Source organism: Serratia sp. FS14, assembly GCF_000695995.1.
Classification (GTDB): Bacteria; Pseudomonadota; Gammaproteobacteria; order Enterobacterales; family Enterobacteriaceae; genus Serratia; species Serratia nematodiphila.
Map to the genome: position 1 here is coordinate 3433062 of NZ_CP005927.1, position 18644 is coordinate 3451705.

Consider the following 18644-nt stretch of genomic DNA (forward strand, 5'->3'; position numbering starts at 1 on the left):
ATCGCTTCTACCGCCCGGTGCGAGGGAGTATCATCATCGCTAACGATCCCCGCACTTGCAGAGATAAGGCCAACACTGATGCGTTTGGAAGTATTTTGCGAAGACCGCCTCGGTCTCACTCGAGAATTACTCGATCTTTTGGTATCGCGCAGCATTGACTTACGTGGCATCGAGATCGATCCCATCGGCCGCATTTACCTCAATTTCTCCCAGCTGGACTTCGATACTTTCCGCGCGTTGATGGCGGAGATCCGCCGCATCGCCGGCGTAACCGACGTGCGCACCGTCAGCTTTATGCCTTCCGAACGCGAGCATCGCGCGCTGCGTGCGCTGCTGGAGTCGATGCCGGAGCCGGTGTTCTCTATCGATATGAAGGGCAAGGTCGAGCTGGCCAACCCGGCGGCGCTGGCGCTGTTCAGCCTGAGCGAAGACAAGATCCGCAACCAGACCGCCGGGGCGCTGATCGGCGGCTATAACTTCAGCCGCTGGCTGGAGAGCGAGCATACGGCGCCGCACTCAGAACGGGTGGTGATCCGCAGCCAGGACTTCCTGATGGACATTACGCCTATCTATCTGGAGGACGAACAGCAACAGCCGGCCGCGGTTGGCGCGGTGGTGATGTTGAAGTCCACCGCGCGCATGGGCCGCCAACTGCAAAATCTGTCGGTGAACGACGATACCGAATTCGACCACATCGTCGCGGTGAGCGCCAAGATGCGTCACGTGCTGGAGCAGGCGCGCAAGCTGGCGATGCTCGATGCGCCGCTGCTGATCGTGGGCGATACCGGCACCGGCAAGGATATTCTGGCCCGCGCTTGCCACCTGCGCAGCCCGCGCGGCAAGCAGCCGTTCCTGGCGCTGAACTGCGCCGCGCTGCCGGATGACGTGGTGGAGAGCGAGCTGTTCGGCCATGCGCCGGGCGCTTATCCCAACGCGCTGGAAGGCAAGAAAGGCTTCTTCGAGCAGGCCAACGGCGGTTCGGTGCTGCTGGACGAGATCGGCGAAATGTCGCCGCGCATGCAGACCAAACTGCTGCGTTTCCTCAACGACGGCACCTTCCGCCGCGTCGGCGAGGAGCATGAGGTGCACGTCGACGTGCGCGTGATCTGCGCCACCCAGAAAAACCTCACCGAGCTGGTGCAGCGCGGCGAATTCCGCGAAGACCTCTATTATCGCCTCAACGTGCTGACCATCACCATCCCGCCGCTGCGCGAACGTCCGCAGGACATCATGCCGCTGACCGAACTGTTCGTGGCGCGCTTCGCCGATGAGCAGGGCGTGGCGCGGCCTAAGCTGGCGAACGATCTGGGCGGCTTTCTCAGCAAATACGGCTGGCCGGGCAACGTGCGCCAGCTGAAAAACGCCATCTACCGCGCGCTGACGCAAACCGAAGGCTACGAACTGCGGCCGCAGGATATCGTGTTGCCGGAGTTCGAGGTGGAAATGTCGTTGGGCGACGAGGTGCTGGACGGCTCGCTGGACGACATCAGCAAGCGTTTCGAGCGCTCGGTGCTGACGCGCCTGTATCGCACCTATCCCAGCACCCGCAAGCTGGCGAAGCGCCTGGGCGTTTCCCATACCGCCATCGCCAACAAGCTGCGCGAGTATGGCCTGAGCAGCCGTAAAGGCGGCGCCGAGGGCGAAGAATAAGAAAGGCGCCTTGCGGCGCCTTTAGCGTGTTTCCAAAGCCGGCGAACGCCGGCTTTGTTATTTCAGCGCTGCCAGCGCCGCGTCGTAATCCGGCTCGGTGGTGATTTCGTTCACCAGCTCGCTGTACAGCACGTTGTCCTGGCCATCCAGCACCACGACCGCACGCGCGGTCAGGCCTGCCAATGGACCTTCGGCGATTTCAACGCCGTACGCCTGCTTGAACTCGGCGCCGCGCAGGGTAGACAGGGTAACCACGTTGCTCAGGCCTTCCGCGCCGCAGAAACGCGACTGCGCGAACGGCAGATCGGCGGAGATGCACAGCACCACGGTGTTATCCAGGCCGCTGGCCAACTGGTTGAATTTACGCACCGACGTCGCGCAGACGCCGGTATCGATGCTTGGGAAGATGTTCAGGACTTTGCGTTTACCCGCGAAGCTGCTCAGCGCTACGTCTGACAGGTCTTTGGCAACCAGCGAGAAGGCCTTGGCCTGTTCGCCCTGCTGTGGCAGTTTGCCCGCTACGCTGACCGGATTGCCTTGAAAATGTACTGTCTGAGTCATTGCTAGATTCCTTTTACAGGTGTTTATACAAAGGGTATGAACCTGATGGAACGGCGCGCCGGCGACGGCTGTTAACATCAGGTTCACACCCTGGCGCCAGTTTATGACAAGCGGGGCGGATTGGATATCAAAGTTTGCTAAATAGTTGTATATATTAGGCTGTTCTATAAAACATCACCGGCGCATCAGCCTGCCTGGATGCGCAGTTTTCGCTCAGGAGCCGTTATGAGAGACATGCGTTTTTACCCGGAAGCCTGGCCGCTGCACACCGCCTTCGTGATCGCGCGCGGCAGCCGCACCGAAGCCCGGGTGGTGGTGGTCGAAATCGAACAGCAGGGCATGCGCGGCGTCGGCGAATGCACGCCGTATCCGCGCTATGGCGAGAGCGAGGAATCGGTGATGGCGCAGCTGGCTGAGATGGCGCCGGCGATCGCGCAGGGCATCACCCGCGAGCAGCTGCTGACGCAGATGCCGGCGGGCGCGGCCCGCAACGCGTTGGACTCGGCGCTGTGGGATCTGGAGTGTCGTCTGCACGGGAAAAGCCTGTGGCAGCGCAGCGGCGTGACGGCGCCGGCGCAGATCCGCATGGCGCAGACCGTGAGCATCGGCACGCCGGAAGCGATGGCCTTCGCCGCGCGTGAGCTGGAGCGGCAGGGCGCCACGCTGCTGAAGATCAAACTCGACGATCACTATATCAGCGAGCGGCTGGTGGCGATCCGCGCCGCCGTGCCGCAGGCGACGCTGATCGTCGACGCCAATGAATCCTGGCAGGCGGAAGGGCTGGCGGCGCGCTGCCAGCTGCTGGCCGATCTTGGCGTGGCGATGCTGGAGCAGCCGCTGCCGGCCGGTGACGACGCCGCGCTGGAGCACTTTATCCATCCGCTGCCGATCTGCGCCGATGAGAGCTGCCACACCCGGGCCGATCTGCCGCGGCTGGCGCAACGCTATCAGATGGTCAACATCAAACTGGACAAAACCGGCGGCTTGACCGAGGCGTTGGCGCTGGCGCAGGCCGCGCGCGAACAAGGGTTCGCCATCATGCTCGGCTGCATGTTGTGCACGTCGCGGGCGATATCCGCCGCCTTGCCGCTGGCGCCGGCGGCGCGCTTCGTCGATCTGGACGGCCCGACCTGGCTGGCGCGAGACGCTGAACCGGGCCTGGCGTTCGAATGCGGGGCGATCGTCGATATCGCCCCGTAGGGATTAATCCGGGTAGGTCAATAGCTCGGTCATCGCGTCGATGTAACGCTCGCTGGCGGCATCGGCGGAGATCGGCGGGAATTCGGCGGTGATGCAGGGCAGCGACAGATCCGCGCACCAGCTGCCGAACGAACCGGGCGTTTCATAGCCGACGCTGGTCACCAGCGGCAGCTCGAACTTGTGCGACAGCCAAACGCCGAGCCGCGAGCTGGCGGGATCTTCAATGCAGGCCAGCGGCTCATGGAACGACACCACCCAATGCGGCTTCAGGCGATGGATCAGATGACACAGCGCCTGGGTTTCCGGTTCGGAGCCGGGGCGTCCGCCGGTGGAGAGCCTGACGTCGCGCACCGGCGCCGCGCTGTTCCAGCGATAGACGGTGTCGCCGGAGCGCCAGTTGGCGGCCGGGAAGTTGCGGTTCAGATCGACGCCGTTGGCATTGGCGCGCAGCCCCAGCTGGCAGCCGTCGGGGTTGACCGCCAGCACCACGTGGTGGCGCAACTGTTCGGGGGCGATGCTGCGCAGCGCGCAGGACAGGGTTACGATGGCGGCGCTCTCATCGCCGTGGGTGCCGGCGATGATCAACCCGGTCTGCGGGCCGCTGACCGCCGCCGGGAAATAGAGCAGCGGTGCGCCCAGCAGCGAGCTGCCGTAGTTCTCTCCTGCGATGGCCAACTGGCCACGTTCACTGCGCGGTCGATGTTCGGTCATGGTGTTGTCCCTGAGTTAAAGGCCGAGAGTCATTGTCATTTTATTCAGTGTATTACGCTTTGAGACTTCTTTCCCATCGCAATTGTGCGGCGTTTGCGCGATCTGTGATGCGGTAGCGGCGAAAACGCCAATTAAACCGCACCTGGCCTGAGGCTGTTGTTATACTAACGGCAGAGCTAAGCCAATCACCCGCAAGAGGATTTAACATGCCAGTAGCCAGAATCATCGCCAGCTATAGCGAAAATGAAAATGACACCATCACGCTGCTGTGCGGCGTAGACGCTGAAAACCAGATCCGCCAGGGGGAATGGTTCGGCGTGGTGAAAAACGACGACGGGCGCGGGGACGAATCGAACTATCCGTTCACCCTGCATATCGATTACCAGAAAGATGCCTTCTACCTCGACTACGGTTACGACGACGCGGATGCGCGTCAGCTGCAAAAAACCGATATCTCGGCACGTCCGCTGGCCGAGAAAGGCTTTTTCACCGTGTTCGATGAAGAAGAGGGCGAAGAGTTCAGCTACCGCATCAACAGCATCCACCTGTACGACTGACGGTCGCCGCTGCAAACACCGCCCGTGCCGCCCTGCGCCGCACGGGTTTTTTTATCGCCTGAATCGCACTTTTTGCAACTTCTCGGCCGTGAGCGCTAGGCCGGATGGATCTTGTGCTATATGATAAAAAATTCAGATGGTTAACGGGGGACAAATCACAATGACGGGAAAAAAAATGCAACGGGGTTTTCGTTTGGCGCTCTGCGCGGCGGCGATCGGCGCCTGTATGAGCAGCGCCATGGCGGCGCAGGTTCCCCCGGGCACCGCGCTGGCGGACAAACAGGAAATCGTGCGCCACATTAAAGACGAACCGGCCTCGCTCGATCCGATCAAAGCGGTTGGCTTGCCGGAGGCGCAGCTGGCGCGCGATCTGTTCGAAGGGCTGGTCAATCAGGACGCCAACGGCAAAGTGATCCCCGGCGTCGCCACCCGCTGGCAGACCAGCGACAACCAGACTTATATTTTCCATCTGCGTAAAGACGTGCGTTGGTCAAACGGTGACCCTGTCACGGCAAAAGACTTCGTCTACAGCTGGCAGCGGCTGGTAGAACCGAAAAATCTGTCGCCGTTCGCCTGGTTCGCGCAGCTGGCGGGGATCCAGAACGCCGAGCAGATCATCAGCGGCAAACTGCCTGCCGATCGCTTGGGCGTATCGGCGCCGGATGACTACACGCTCAAGGTGCAGTTGGATAAGCCGGTGCCGTACTTCGTCAGCCTGACGGCCAACTTCAGCCTGTTCCCGGTGAACAAGGCGGTGGTGGAAAAATACGGCAACGACTGGACCAAGGTCGGCAATCTGGTGGGCAACGGCGCGTTCAAACTGCAGGAGCGGGTGGTGAACGAGAAGCTGGTGCTGACGCCTAACGACCATTACTGGGATCATGCGCGCACCGTGCTGACCAAAGTGACCTTCGTGCCGATCAACCAGGAATCCAACGCCACCAAGCGTTACCTGGCGGGTGACATCGACATCACCGAATCCTTCCCGAAAAATATGTATCAGAAGCTGCTGAAAGACATCCCGGGGCAGGTGTACACCCCGGATCAGCTTGGCACCTATTATTACGCGTTCAACACCCAGCGTGCGCCAACCAACGACGTGCGGGTGCGTCAGGCCTTGTCCTACGCCATCGATCGCAAGATTATCGCGGAAAAAGTGTTGGGCACCGGCGAAAAACCGGCCTACCACTTTACGCCGGACGTGACCGCCGGGTTCAAACCGGAAGCGAGCTTGCTGCAACAGCAATCACAGGCGGAGCTGGACGCGCAGGCCAAGGCGTTGCTGCAGGCGGCCGGTTACGGCCCGAACAACCCGCTGAAGCTGACGCTGCTGTATAACACCTCTGAAAGCCACCAGAAGATCGCCATCGCCGTGGCCTCGATGTGGAAGAAAAAGCTCGGTATTGACGTCAAGCTGCAGAATCAGGAGTGGAAAACTTACATCGACAGCCGCAATACCGGCAATTTCGATGTGATCCGCGCCTCCTGGGTAGGTGACTATAACGAGGCGTCGACCTTCCTGTCGCTGCTGACCTCCACCCACAGCGGCAATATCGCCAAGTTCAAGAATGCGGACTACGACAAGCTGCTGGCGCAGGCGGGGCGGGAAACCAATCCGGCGGCGGTGACCGCCGATTACAACAAGATGGAACAGATCATTGCCGATCAGGCGCCAATCGCGCCGATATATCAATACACCAATGGCCGCCTGATCAAACCGTGGGTAAAAGGCTACCCGATCACCAATCCGGAAGACGTGGCCTATAGCCAAACGATGTATATCATCAAACACTGAGTCGATTTATTTATCGCCCCCGCGCAATGTGGGGGCGTTATTTTTTTTCGGCGGCGAAACTACGAGGCTAATTAATTTTTCCACGCGATAAACCCCGTTTAATAATAAACAGGGTTGCCATCATCACATTAATATTGTCTATTTCAGAGCGCGGTTACGCTTACAGACAGTCCCGCATGGCGTCCACCACTACGCGGCCGCTCATATCGGTCTGAGTAATGCGGTAGCTGGTGGGATAAGAACGGCGGGTACTGAAACGATCGTGGACGGAGACCTTGCCAATCTGCAGCCCGGCGGCGTTTTTCACCACGAACTCACTGATCTCTTCCTGGCCCTGGTTTTGCAAATGAATATTGCTGATTTTTTCCAGCGTATCGCTGGCGTTTATTTTTAAATGGTCGCGTAACATAACTACCTCCTCGTAGTGAGAAAAGTATATGCCCCTAAAATTTGCGCTGAAACAGCTTTGTGTTGATTTATTATTATCATTTTGAATTAAAATTGATAGCAATATGTTAAGTCATAATAATAACGGCATTACCAGCTCTTTATCGGTGATATTGTCTGATTTATCGGCAAGGGTTTATTTCATTGCCGTTATTATTAGTCTGCATTAATGGGAAACAGCGTGTGCCTGGCCGCCGGAGCCGGAAAGACGCAGGCGACGTTGTGCCCACAGCCGGGTACGATCGTTAACCGATGCGGCTTATCCGGCGCCAGATAACGTCGGTCATAGTCGGCATAGGCCAGGGCGCGCTGCAGCCGATAGGAACCCTGCAGCTGGGCGGCGCAGGATTTGTCGAGTATCCGATAGTAGGCGCCCGGCGCGGTGCCGGTATCATCGGCGGCGGCCAGATAGGTGATATCGGCCGCCGCATAGCGCCGGCGGGCTGCGTCTGCAGTGCGCTGCAGGTGAGCGGGAAGCGCTTCCAGATCGTATTTCCAACGATTGGCCTGCGGGCAGCGGCCGGCGTCCAGCGTTTGCCAGCGGAAGCGGCAGGTTGTTTCACTGCCGCAGCTTCCCCAGCTTGTGGGCAGAGGGCGCAGGTTGTCAAAATAGAGCCAGCTGCCCGGATCGGCGACGACATAGCGCATACGCACTCCGCTCGGCGGATGAGCAAAGCCGACATAATGCTGCACGAATTGGGCGCCGGCGGAAAAACCAGCCACGGTGATCGACTGCAGCGAAGGCCAACGCCGTTTCAGATCGGCCAGCAGGTTATCCATGGCGTTGAACGAGCCGGTTTTCCCGCCATTATCCAAACCGCCTGCGATCCACGAGCCGCAGCGCCAGAGAGCGTCACCGTCTTGCGGCCGTGGCAGACCGGCGGAATGGCAGTGGACGGCGAGTTTCACCGGAACCTGGAACAGCGGGGCGACCAGCAAACTGTTGTCTCCCGCTCCCTGCGCGGCATCGATCGCCGCTTGCAATGTCTTGGCGGCGTCGCGTGGATGCCCGTGCATCACCACCAGCGCGGTACGCGGCTGGGGGGATCGAGCGCGAGCGACAAAATAAGGCAGGGAACCCGCCGCCGTCGGCGCGTGGTAGGGCGTGGCGAGATGTTCTAACACCGGTTCTGCGCGAACCGATTGGCCGAACAGCAGCAGGGTGGCCATGGCGATGCCGCGCAGACGGCGCAGCCTCGTCAGGTTCGGCGCAGCACCGTGCGCATTTGTCTCAGGACTTCCCGGCATCGTTGTTCCTCACGCGCGCGTTGATAGTAGCGATAAAAGGCGCGTTCCGAACTGAGGTTACCCGCGCGTGCCAGCTGCCTGAAGGTCAGGAATGCCAGACTGAACATAATCATAATAAATAATAGGCCGGGGAACAGCAGCTGCCAGCCGTCGGTGATGCGCGCATTAGGCAGATAGCGGAGTGAATGGGGCGTAATCAATACCCCTAACTGCTGCAGTCCCCATTGAGTCAAAGCGGGGAACAGCACCAGCAGCGTAACGAACACCAAATACAGCAAAAAATAGCGGCAGGAAAGCAGGAAACGTTTGAAAGCGTTATTGGCGCTTGGCCGCAACACGAAGCCAGCGGGCGTGGCGTGCAAGATTTGCTGACGGCCACCGGTGAAACGATAGCGTTCCAGCGCCGCTACGCTGTCCGGTAACGCCAGCAGCAGCTGCAGCGCAGCGAGGCTGGCGCTGCTGTTGCCGATATAGTCGCGAAAGCGCAACAGGCGTATGGGGGCGCTTTGGGGCTTCTCGACGGATTCGAGCAGGTTTAGCAGCTTATCGTGGTTTTCCCGCCGAATGCGGAAGGGCATTTTGACGAGGGCGAAAAACATCGCGCCAAAGGCGCCTACGGTGGGTACGACGATGTCCAGAAAAGTTTTTAGCATGACGATCTCCTGCGGTTCTCCGTTCGTTCCTTGCGGCAGAAGTATAGATCACGTTTATGGGACAACGAGAAAACTGGCGTTACAGCTTGGCCTTTGATCTCCAAGGTGTTAACGCTAGACTCAGCAACATAAGCAAGACTGAGGGGATAAATGAATGGATGTGATTGAGGGGAGCGAGCTGCAGGTCGCCGATGCGGTTTACGCCTACCAGCTCGACGGCAAGGGGGGCGTCACGCCGATCGAGCGGGATGACAAGATCACCTGCGAGGCGCCGTGCTGGCTGCATCTTGATTACGCGCACCCGGCCAGCGCTGAATGGCTGAGTACCACGCCGCTGCTGCCGGACTCGGTGCGTGAAGCGCTCTCCGGCGAAAGCTCACGGCCGCGCGTCAGCCGCCAGGGCGAAGGCACCATGATCACCCTGCGCAGCATCAACTTTAACGCTAATTCCCGGCCGGATCAGCTGGTCACCATCCGCGTATATATCACCGACAAGCTGATTATCTCCACCCGGCACCGCAAGGTGTATTCCATCGATCAGGTGGTGAACGATCTGCAAAGCGGCGCCGGGCCGACCAACAGCGGCAGCTGGCTGGTGGAAATTTCCGATGCGTTGACCGATCACACCAGCGAATTTATCGAGGATCTGCACGACAAGATTATCGATCTGGAGGACGCCTTGCTGGAGCAGCAGGTGCCGGAGCGCGGCCAGCTGGCGCTGATCCGTAAACAGCTGATCGTGCTGCGCCGTTACATGGCGCCGCAGCGCGACGTCTTCGCGCGGCTGGCCAGCGACCGCCTGCCGTGGATGAGCGATGACGATCGCCGCCGCATGCAGGATATCGCCGATCGCCTGGGACGGGGATTGGACGATCTGGACGGCAGCATCGCGCGCACCGCCATCTTGTCCGACGAAATCACCACGGTGATGGCCGACGCGATGAACCGCCGCACTTACACCATGTCATTGTTGGCGATGGTATTTCTGCCCACCACTTTTCTGACCGGGTTGTTCGGGGTCAACCTTGGCGGTATTCCGGGCGGCGGTAATCCTTTCGGTTTCGCGGCATTTTGCCTGATGCTGGTCGGATTGGTGCTTGGCGTCGCCTGGTGGCTGAAGCGCAGCCGCTGGCTGTAGGCAAAAATGACGAAAACCCGGTTAACATTGAGCAATATCAACATTTAGCCGGGGGAAATGGGGCATGATCTCTCTCGCAGGTGAATGCAACGTCAAGCGATGGGCGTTGCGCTCCATAATTGTCTTACTTTCTTATTTTTGAATTACTGCATAGCACATTTGATTCGTACAATGCCGGTTTAATCACCGGCATTTTTTTATTCGATTTCCTTCTTCTTCAGGCCGCGCTTTCATCCCAGAAGCTGGCTTCAATCTTGTGCCCATCCAAATCACGGACAAAGCAGCCGTAGTAAGCCTCACCGTAATGCGGCCGCGAACCGGGCGCGCCTTCATCGACGGCGCCGGCCAGCAGCGCCTGGCGATGGAATTCATCCACCTGTTGCTTACTGGTAGCGAAAAAACCGACGTGCGTGCCATTGCCGGGCGAGGCCGGCCGGCCGTCGATCGGCACCTGCAGCCAAAACTCCGGGTAGTCGCGGCCGTAGCCAATGGCGCCGGGATGCTCCAGCACGCGTCGGCAACCCAAAGCGGCCAGCGCACGATCGTAAAAGGCGGCGGCGGCCTCGAAATCGTTGGAGCCCAGCGAGACGTGGGACAGGCAGGGGGTGATGTTCATTGCGCGATCTCCATATGACTGTATAAATAAACAGTATAGGGTAAAAACGGCACTGCCCAGCAAATTTTGCGCAAACTGTGAACAGGATCGAGATCGTCGGGAAAGAGAAATGTCGCCGCTCGCAGGATGGCAAGCGGCGAGGGGGCTTATTTGATTTCCAGCACGTTCAAACGCTCTGGCGCAGGCGCCGCGTCGTCCGAGTCTTCCGGCTGCCAGCCGACCGGCTGCATCGGGATGTCTTCGCGATCGAAGGCCAAATCGCCGCCGTCCACCACCGCGCTGCCGTGGTGAATGCCTTTGAAATCGAACAGGTTGATATCGCTCAGGTGCGAAGGGACCACGTTCTGCATGGCGCTGAACATGGTTTCCAACCGGCCTGGGTAACGCTTGTCCCAGTCGCGCAGCATGTCGCCGATCACCTGGCGCTGCAGATTAGGCTGCGAGCCACACAGATTGCATGGAATGATCGGGAACGCTTTGGCGATCGAGAAACGCTCGATGTCTTTCTCGCGGCAATAGGCCAGCGGGCGGATGACCACGTGTTTGCCGTCGTCGCTCATCAGCTTGGGCGGCATGCCTTTCATCTTGCCGCCGTAGAACATGTTGAGGAACAGCGTCTGCAGAATGTCGTCGCGGTGGTGGCCCAGAGCGATCTTGGTGGCGCCCAGTTCGGTGGCGGTGCGGTACAGAATGCCGCGGCGCAGGCGCGAACACAGCGAACACGTGGTTTTCCCTTCCGGGATCTTGTCTTTAACGATGCTGTAGGTGTTTTCTTCGACGATCTTGTACTCCACCCCCAGGCTTTCCAGATAGGCGGGCAGAATGTGCTCCGGGAAGCCGGGCTGTTTCTGATCGAGGTTCACCGCCACCAGCGAGAAGTTGACCGGCGCGCTTTGCTGCAGATTGCGCAGGATCTCCAGCATGGTGTAGCTGTCTTTGCCGCCGGACAGACAGACCATGATGCGGTCGCCTTCTTCAATCATATTGAAATCGGCGATCGCTTCGCCCACGTTGCGGCGCAGGCGCTTTTGCAATTTGTTCAGGTTGTACTGCTCTTTTTGGCTAACGGATTGCTTTTCTGACATTTAAATCGTGCTCATTCTCAATGGGGGGCACTAGGGGCATGGCGTTATAGACCGCGAGTTTACCATTCAACCGGCCGATTTTGATCATTATTCATCATCCAGCCGCCACGCACCCGACGCGAGGCCTGTATGGTACGGATTGCGCGCCGGAATGCCAGCAGGTTTTGTTGCTGCGATTTACGTCGGCGGTAAAAGAACAGGGCGCGAATCGCTCGCGCCCTGAGGGAGGTTACTCAGCGGCGGACTTTTCCGCCTTGCCGGCCAGCAGGCTGAGGAAATCGTACTTCTCCTTCAGCTCTTTCTCGGCGGCCTGATACAGCGCGCTGGCCACCTCCGGCTGCTGCGCGTTCAGGCGACGGAAACGCTGCTCGTTCAGCAGTGTTTCAGCCAGGCTGCTGTTCGGCGGGCGCGAATCCAGCGCCAATGCGGCCTTGCCCTCGGCGCTGCGGCGCGGATCGAAGCGGTACAGCGGCCAGAAGCCGGTGGCGGTCAGCTGTTTCATCTGATCGTGGCTGAGCGCCAGATCGTAGCCGTGCTCTTCGCACGGGCTGTAGGCGATGATCAGCGACGGGCCCGGATAGGCTTCGGCCTCCTGAATCGCTTTCACCGTCTGGTTGAGCTGCGCCCCCAGCGAAATCTGCGCGACGTAGACATGGCCGTACATCATCATGCTGACGCCCAGATCCTTGCGCGCCTTGCGCTTGCCGTGCTCGCCGAACTTGGTCACCGCGCCCAGCGGCGTGGCTTTCGACTGCTGGCCGCCGGTGTTGGAGTAGCACTGGGTGTCGAGCACCAGCACGTTGACGTTCTCCGTCAGGCTGAGCACGTGATCCAAACCGCCGAAGCCGATGTCGTAGGCCCAGCCGTCACCGCCGATCAGCCAGATCGATTTATCCACCAGGTAGTCGGCGTCCGCCGCCAGCTGGCGCGCATCTTCGCCTTCGAAACTCGCCAACAGCGTGCGCAGTTCGGCGATTTGCTTGCGGCGCGGCTCCGGCGCCACGTCTTCCATCTGCAGGGCGTTGACCAATTGCTCCGGCAGCTGCGGCGCCAGTGCGTTCAGCAGACGCAGCACTCGCGCGCGATGTTGATCGACCGTCAGGCGGAAGCCCAGGCCGAATTCGGCGTTGTCTTCGAACAGCGAGTTGGCCCACGCCGGCCCGCGCCCTTCGGCGTTGGTAGTGTACGGCGTGGTCGGCAGGTTGCCGCCATAGATCGACGAACAGCCGGTGGCGTTGGCTATCAGCAAACGGTCACCATAGAGCTGGGTCAACAGCTTGATGTACGGCGTTTCGCCGCAGCCGGAACAGGCCCCAGAGTACTCGAACAGCGGCGTGATCAGCTGCGAGGTGCGAATGTCGATGCGTTCCAGCTGCGCCGGATCGATTTCCGGCAGCTGCAGGAAGAAGTCGTAGTTGTCTTTCTCCGCCGTCAGATTATCGAGGCGCGACGCCATATTGATGGCCTTGATCTCCGGGTTCTGGCGATCTTTCGCCGGGCAGACCTCGACGCACAGGTTACAGCCGGTGCAATCTTCCGGCGCTACCTGCAGCACGTATTTATGCCCGCGCATATCGCGCGCTTTCACATCCAGCGACTGCAGAGAGGCGGGGGCGTGTTCCATCTCCGCCGGCTGCACCACCTTGGCGCGAATGGCGGAGTGCGGGCAGGCGGCGACGCAGTGGTTGCACTGGGTGCACAGGTCGGGCTGCCAGATCGGGATCGCTTCGGCGATGTTGCGCTTTTCCCACTGGGTGGTGCCCACCGGCCAGGTGCCGTCCGGCGGGAAGGCGGAAACCGGCAGCGCATCGCCCAGCCCGGCCAGCATCGCGGCGGTAACGGTTTTGACGAAGTCCGGCGCGGCGTCCGACACCACCGGCGGGCGCATCGGGCTGCTGGCGTCGACCGGCTGCAGCGGGATCTCGGTCAGCGCGGCGCGGGTGGCGCCCAGCGCCTGCCAGTTGCGCTCGACGATCTCCTGGCCCTTGCTGCTGTAGCTGCGGGCGATGGCGTCCTGCAGCTGTTGCAGCGCCACGTCGCTCGGCAGGATCTGCGTCAGGTGGAAGAACGCCATCTGCATTACGGTGTTGATGCGCGCGCCGAGCCGGCATTCACGCGCCAGCTTGGCGGCGTTGATGATATAGAAACGCGCCTGGCGTTGGTGCAACAGCGCCTGAACCTCCTGCGGCAGGCGCGACCAGACCTCATCGGCGCCGTAAGGGGTATTGAGCAGGAAGGTGCCGCCGGGCTTCAGGCGTTCGACCATCTGGTACTTATCGATAAACTGCAGCTGGTGGCAGCCGACGAAGTCCGCGTGGCTGACCAGGTAGGCCGAATTGATCGGCTGCTCGCTGACGCGCAGGTGCGACACCGTCAGGCCGCCGGCCTTTTTGGAGTCGTAGACGAAATAGCCCTGGGCATACAGCGGCGTGGCGTTGCCGATGATTTTGATGTTGTTCTTGGTGGCTGAGACCGAGCCGTCGCTGCCCAAACCGTAGAACAGCGCCTCCAGCGAGGCGCGCTGCGGCAGGATTTCGTCGCTCAGCGGCAGCGAAAGGCCGGTGACGTCATCGAAGATGCCGACGGTAAAGCGCGGTCGCGGCTGCGGCAGGGCCAGCTCGCGGAACACCGCCAGCGCGCAGTCCGGGCCGAACTCTTTCGACGACAGGCCGTAGCGGCCGCCGATCACCCGCGGCAGCGTGGCGCGCTCCCCCCGGCTGTAGGCTTCCGCCAGCGCGGTCATCACGTCCAGATACAGCGGCTCGGCCAGCGCGCCCGGCTCTTTGGTGCGATCGAGCACCGCGACGCTGCGCACGCTGTCCGGCAGCGCGCCGAGCAGATGCTGGGCGGAGAACGGCCGGAACAGCCGCACCTTCAGCACGCCGACTTTTTCGCCGCGGGTCAGCAGGGTGTCGATCACTTCTTCGCAGGTGCCGGCGGCGGAACCCATCACCACCACCACGCGTTCGGCCTGCGGGTGGCCGTAATAGTCGAACGGCCGATAGCGGCGGCCGGTGAGGGCGGCGAAGGCTTCCATGGCGTCGATCACGTGTTGGCCGGTGGCGTCATACCACGGGTTGGTGGCTTCGCGCGACTGGAAATAGGTGTCCGGGTTGGCGGAAGTGCCGCGCACCACCGGATGATCCGGCGACAGCGCCCGGCGGCGGTGAGCGTCGATCGCCGCCTGCGGCAGCATCTGCCGCAGCGTATCGTCGCTGAGAGGCACAATCTTGTTGATCTCGTGCGAGGTGCGGAAACCATCGAAGAAATGGATAAACGGCACGCGCGCGTTGAGGGTGGCGGTCTGCGAGATCAGCGCGAAGTCCTGCGCCTCCTGCACGTTGCCGGCACACAGCATGGCGCAGCCGGTTTGGCGCACCGCCATCACGTCTGAATGGTCGCCGAAGATGGACAGCGCGTGCGTGGCCACGGTGCGCGCGGCGACGTGCAGCACGAACGGCGTCAGCTCGCCAGCCAGTTTGTACAGCGTGGGGATCATCAGCAGCAGACCCTGCGATGAAGTGAACGAGGTCGACAGCGCGCCGGTTTGCAAGGCGCCGTGCACGGTGGCGATCGCGCCGCCTTCCGACTGCATTTCCACCACCCGCGGAATATCGCCCCAGATGTTTTGCCGGCCATCGCCGGACCAGGCGTCCGCCTGCTCCGCCATGGTGGAGCTTGGCGTGATAGGGTAGATGGCAATCACTTCGTTGGTGCGATAGGCCACGGAAGCGACTGCATTATTACCATCTGTAGTTATCATCGGCGTTACCTTTTCATTGCTCACAAAGCCGCGAAAGCGCACTTTCGCAGTAATGGAAAAAAGTCTAACAGAGGGGGCGAACGCGGCTTTATCGCGTTTGTGTGGCGGGTGATAAATCGTCAAAGGCATATTTCCTCGCCGATTAGGGGCCGGCGGCAATAAATTGTTTTCACCGTTTAAAGACAATTTATTTCCGGCGCGTCATAATTGCGCATCGGCAAATTGACAGAAGAAAACCATGAGCGCATTTATGTATTTGACGATGGCGATAGTCGCGGAAGTGATCGCCACCACCATGTTGAAAGCCTCTGAGGGCTTTACCCGCCTGTGGCCGTCGCTGCTGGTGGTGCTGGGCTACGGCGTGGCGTTTTGGGGGCTGTCGATGGTGGTCAAGAGCATGCCGCTGGGCATCGTGTATGCGATTTGGTCGGGCATGGGGATTGTGCTGGTGTCGGTCGCCGCGGTGTTCGTTTATCAGCAAAAATTGGATTGGCCGGCGATCGTCGGCATGGGATTAATTATTGCCGGCGTGCTGGTGATTAATTTACTGTCGAAAGCCTCGGTGCACTGAATGTTATTTTGATGTAAAAAAAGCCGGCGTGACAGCAAGTCGCGCCGGTTGAAGAATTCAGTCATCATTCACTGAAAATAGTGGAATGCTAATTACTTAGCGCCGCCAGCATAGACACAAATATCGTTCTCTCCGGTAGCAAAAAAATGCGCCGCTGCAATGAAAGCACACGAAGATAATTAATACCGCTGTCGCGGGAAAAACTTCCTCGATGGCAGCGGTGACGTTATCACTTTTTTGCGTGCGGCCAGCGCCTGACAGCGCGTGGCGCCGTCACGGAAATATTCTGCAAACAAAATAAATGTTCGGCCGGCGCAAAAAAACGACAAATAATGGCTGGAATATATTTTCATTATTTATATATCGAGCTAGATTAAACAAGTTTGCATCAAAGATAGCGAAACGTGTCCGCCAAGTGACGCGCGTTATCAGCAATGGCGATTTTACACAGCGCAGTTCCGGGTTCAGGAGTGGGATAATGACGACATCAAAATGGCTGCTTGCCAGCGCCGTGCTGCTTTTAGCCGCCTGCAGCAGCAATAACGAAGAGCCAGTACAGCAGGGCAACAGTGCCAGAATCAATACGTTGCAGACCAGCGCCGGTTGCGCGGCGGTCGGCGGCGTTACCACCATCGCGCACAACTTGAACGGTGAAGCGCTGCGCATGTGCCAGATGCCGAACGGCAAGCAGTGTGAGGAACGCACGCTGGGCCTGGGCAGCTGCGCCGGGTAAGCCCACGGCGCCTGGCCTGCAGGATCAATACACCCAATCGCGCAGGGTATAAATAAGCGTGTGGCCGCTGCCGGTGAGCGTCAGCTGCTGTGCGTTTAGCGTCACTTCGGCGCCGTTTTCCAGCACGGTGCCAATCACCCGATCCCAGCGGTTGCGCTGCTCATCAGGGCACAGCTTGCGCGTGGTGGCCAGCGATTTCACCGTCAGCACGCCGTCGCGTAATTGCCCCTGGCCGAAAAAGCGGTTGCACATCGTGCCGGAGACATGCAGGTTCTCGCCGAACTCCAGATTGAGCAGGCCGCCGCCCGCCGGTGATTTTGCCGTTTCGCCATCCACGCTTTGCAACACGAAGTTGTGATGCAACAGATCGCCTGGCGTGACGGCCGTGTGTGGTTTCATGCTGCACCCCGCTAAGGCCAGCGCCGCAAGGGCGGCTACCGTGGTTTTTCTCATCGCGTTCTCTCAAATAAACAGGGCGCCGCAAGGGCGCCCCGAGGTTACGCTCAGGCGTTCAACTGGTTCGGGCAGGTTTCGCCGCGATCCAACTGGCTGATGTTCTGCAGCGTGGTTTGCGAAATGCTGGTCAGCGCCTCTTCGGTCAGGAAAGCCTGATGGCCGGTAAACAGCACGTTGTGGCAGGCCGACAGGCGGCGGAACACGTCGTCCTGAATCACATCGTTAGACTTGTCCTCAAAGAACAGATCGCGTTCGTTCTCGTAGACGTCCATCCCAAGGGCGCCGATTTTTTGCTGCTTTAGCGCATCGATGGCGGCGGTGGAATCGATCAGCGCGCCGCGGCTGGTGTTGATCACCATTACGCCGTTTTTCATCATCGCGAAGGCGTCGGCATTCAGCAGGTGGTGGTTCTCCGGCGTCAGCGGGCAGTGCAGGGTGATCACGTCGGATTGCGCGTACAGCGTCTTCAGATCGACATACTCCGCGCCCAGTTCCAGCGCCTGTTCGCTCGGGAACGGATCGTAGGCCAGCAGTTTCATGCCGAAGCCTTTCAGAATGCGCATCGTCGCCACGCCGATTTTACCGGTGCCGATCACGCCGGCGGTGCGATTGTGCATGTTAAAACCGATCAGCCCTTCCAGCGAGAAGTTGGCGTCGCGGGTACGCTGATAAGCGCGGTGAATACGGCGGTTCAGGCACATCATCATGCCGACCGCGTGTTCTGCCACGGCCTCCGGCGAGTAGGCCGGCACGCGCACCACCTTGATGCCCAGTTCTTTGGCGGCGTCCAGATCGACGTTATTAAAACCGGCGCAGCGCAGGGCGAGAATTTCGACGCCCAGCGCCGCCAGTTCTTCGAGCACTTCACGGCTGCCGTCGTCGTTGACGAAGATGCACACCGCCTTGCAACCGGCGGCCGTTTTGGCGGTTTTTTTACTGAGTAAAAAGTCGAAGAATTCCAGCTCATAGCCAAACTGCTGATTCACCAGTTCGAGGTATTTACGGTCATACTGTTTGGTACTGTATATCGCCAATTTCATCGTGGTTTCTCCACCGTGATTTTGTGATCAATTTAACAGATTTTAGTAAATTCGACAATTGGTTAGCCCGTTCCGACATGGCCGAAATCGCTGCTGCAAGGCTGCGGTGGGGCTGGATACGATGGAGGGAAGACGACGGTGGCGACAGGCGGCAAAAAAATCCCCACGGGGGTGTGGGGAATGGCTTCTCTAGTACACAGTTAGCTAGCAGCTAAACTTTTATTAGAATGGTTGCAAGACTATTAATCATCAACGGTAACAACAATAACAAAAGTCTGAAAACTGTCCTGTTTATGTGATGTATATGTAACGAAAATCTACAACCCCGCACACGTTTGCGCCAAAAAGGTGCAAATCGCTTCTGCGAGCCCGCTCGGCTTCACCCTATGTCAAATTCGTGCCATCATTATTGTCAATTCA

The 18644-nt window shown here is 59.7% G+C and carries 17 protein-coding genes; 7 read left to right on the forward strand and 10 right to left on the reverse strand.

Features of this window, described 5'->3' with window-relative positions; translation table 11 throughout:
- Window positions 1–78: 78 nt before the first annotated feature.
- Window positions 79–1650, forward strand: a complete 1572-nt coding sequence (gene tyrR, locus L085_RS15600) for a transcriptional regulator TyrR (protein WP_015378008.1) — start codon at window positions 79–81, stop codon at window positions 1648–1650.
- Window positions 1651–1707: 57 nt separating this feature from the next.
- Here the strand turns inward: tyrR and tpx are convergent, their stop codons facing one another.
- Complete coding sequence (tpx, locus tag L085_RS15605; RefSeq protein WP_004930536.1) at window positions 1708–2211, reverse strand: thiol peroxidase; 504 nt, start codon at window positions 2209–2211, stop codon at window positions 1708–1710.
- A gap of 225 nt (window positions 2212–2436) precedes the next feature.
- On the opposite strand from tpx, the gene ycjG reads away from it, so the two are divergent.
- On the forward strand, window positions 2437–3411 hold the full coding sequence (gene ycjG / locus L085_RS15610) for an L-Ala-D/L-Glu epimerase (RefSeq protein WP_044031140.1): 975 nt from the start codon (window positions 2437–2439) through the stop codon (window positions 3409–3411).
- Window positions 3412–3414: 3 nt separating this feature from the next.
- On the opposite strand, the gene mpaA is transcribed toward ycjG, so the two are convergent.
- Window positions 3415–4122: a murein tripeptide amidase MpaA gene (mpaA, locus tag L085_RS15615; RefSeq protein WP_004930517.1), complete on the reverse strand. Its 708-nt coding sequence runs from the start codon at window positions 4120–4122 to the stop codon at window positions 3415–3417.
- A 206-nt stretch (window positions 4123–4328) separates the two neighbouring features.
- Between mpaA and L085_RS15620 the strand changes: the two genes are divergently transcribed.
- Window positions 4329–4679 (forward strand): hypothetical protein, encoded by a 351-nt coding sequence (locus tag L085_RS15620; protein WP_015378006.1) that lies wholly within the window; start codon window positions 4329–4331, stop codon window positions 4677–4679.
- 160 nt (window positions 4680–4839) lie between these two features.
- Window positions 4840–6474 carry an ABC transporter substrate-binding protein gene (locus L085_RS15625; protein WP_044031141.1) on the forward strand — a complete coding sequence of 545 codons (1635 nt, stop codon included), beginning with the start codon at window positions 4840–4842 and terminating at the stop codon, window positions 6472–6474.
- 160 nt (window positions 6475–6634) lie between these two features.
- Here the strand turns inward: L085_RS15625 and L085_RS15630 are convergent, their stop codons facing one another.
- The 3 genes from L085_RS15630 to L085_RS15640 form a co-directional block, all read right to left on the reverse strand.
- Window positions 6635–6883, reverse strand: a complete 249-nt coding sequence (locus L085_RS15630; RefSeq protein WP_004930507.1) for a hypothetical protein — start codon at window positions 6881–6883, stop codon at window positions 6635–6637.
- A 194-nt stretch (window positions 6884–7077) separates the two neighbouring features.
- Window positions 7078–8169 carry a hypothetical protein gene (locus L085_RS15635; RefSeq protein ID WP_081835528.1) on the reverse strand — a complete coding sequence of 364 codons (1092 nt, stop codon included), beginning with the start codon at window positions 8167–8169 and terminating at the stop codon, window positions 7078–7080.
- Window positions 8121–8822 carry a hypothetical protein gene (locus L085_RS15640; protein WP_044031143.1) on the reverse strand — a complete coding sequence of 234 codons (702 nt, stop codon included), beginning with the start codon at window positions 8820–8822 and terminating at the stop codon, window positions 8121–8123. Before L085_RS15640 ends, L085_RS15635 begins: the two co-directional genes overlap by 49 nt.
- Window positions 8823–8976: 154 nt before the next feature.
- On the opposite strand from L085_RS15640, the gene zntB reads away from it, so the two are divergent.
- Window positions 8977–9960 carry a zinc transporter ZntB gene (zntB, locus tag L085_RS15645; RefSeq protein ID WP_044031144.1) on the forward strand — a complete coding sequence of 328 codons (984 nt, stop codon included), beginning with the start codon at window positions 8977–8979 and terminating at the stop codon, window positions 9958–9960.
- Between the two features lie 217 nt (window positions 9961–10177).
- Here the strand turns inward: zntB and L085_RS15650 are convergent, their stop codons facing one another.
- From L085_RS15650 to nifJ, 3 genes are all read right to left on the reverse strand, one after another.
- On the reverse strand, window positions 10178–10576 hold the full coding sequence (locus tag L085_RS15650; RefSeq protein WP_004930496.1) for a VOC family protein: 399 nt from the start codon (window positions 10574–10576) through the stop codon (window positions 10178–10180).
- A 146-nt stretch (window positions 10577–10722) separates the two neighbouring features.
- Window positions 10723–11661: a tRNA 2-thiocytidine(32) synthetase TtcA gene (gene ttcA / locus L085_RS15655; RefSeq protein ID WP_004930494.1), complete on the reverse strand. Its 939-nt coding sequence runs from the start codon at window positions 11659–11661 to the stop codon at window positions 10723–10725.
- A gap of 229 nt (window positions 11662–11890) precedes the next feature.
- The gene (gene nifJ / locus L085_RS15660) at window positions 11891–15424 is read right to left on the reverse strand and encodes a pyruvate:ferredoxin (flavodoxin) oxidoreductase (RefSeq protein WP_044031145.1); all 3534 of its coding nucleotides are present in this window, start codon (window positions 15422–15424) and stop codon (window positions 11891–11893) included.
- A 238-nt stretch (window positions 15425–15662) separates the two neighbouring features.
- Between nifJ and ssmE the strand changes: the two genes are divergently transcribed.
- Window positions 15663–15995, forward strand: coding sequence for a multidrug efflux SMR transporter SsmE (gene ssmE / locus L085_RS15665; RefSeq protein WP_004930487.1), 333 nt, complete (start codon window positions 15663–15665; stop codon window positions 15993–15995).
- A gap of 478 nt (window positions 15996–16473) precedes the next feature.
- On the forward strand, window positions 16474–16728 hold the full coding sequence (locus L085_RS15670) for a DUF333 domain-containing protein (RefSeq protein WP_015377999.1): 255 nt from the start codon (window positions 16474–16476) through the stop codon (window positions 16726–16728).
- Window positions 16729–16752: 24 nt separating this feature from the next.
- Here the strand turns inward: L085_RS15670 and hslJ are convergent, their stop codons facing one another.
- Both hslJ and L085_RS15680 read right to left on the reverse strand, forming a co-directional pair.
- Window positions 16753–17181: a heat shock protein HslJ gene (hslJ, locus tag L085_RS15675; RefSeq protein ID WP_015377998.1), complete on the reverse strand. Its 429-nt coding sequence runs from the start codon at window positions 17179–17181 to the stop codon at window positions 16753–16755.
- Window positions 17182–17231: 50 nt separating this feature from the next.
- Window positions 17232–18224, reverse strand: a complete 993-nt coding sequence (locus L085_RS15680; protein ID WP_015377997.1) for a 2-hydroxyacid dehydrogenase — start codon at window positions 18222–18224, stop codon at window positions 17232–17234.
- Window positions 18225–18644: the final 420 nt, after the last annotated feature.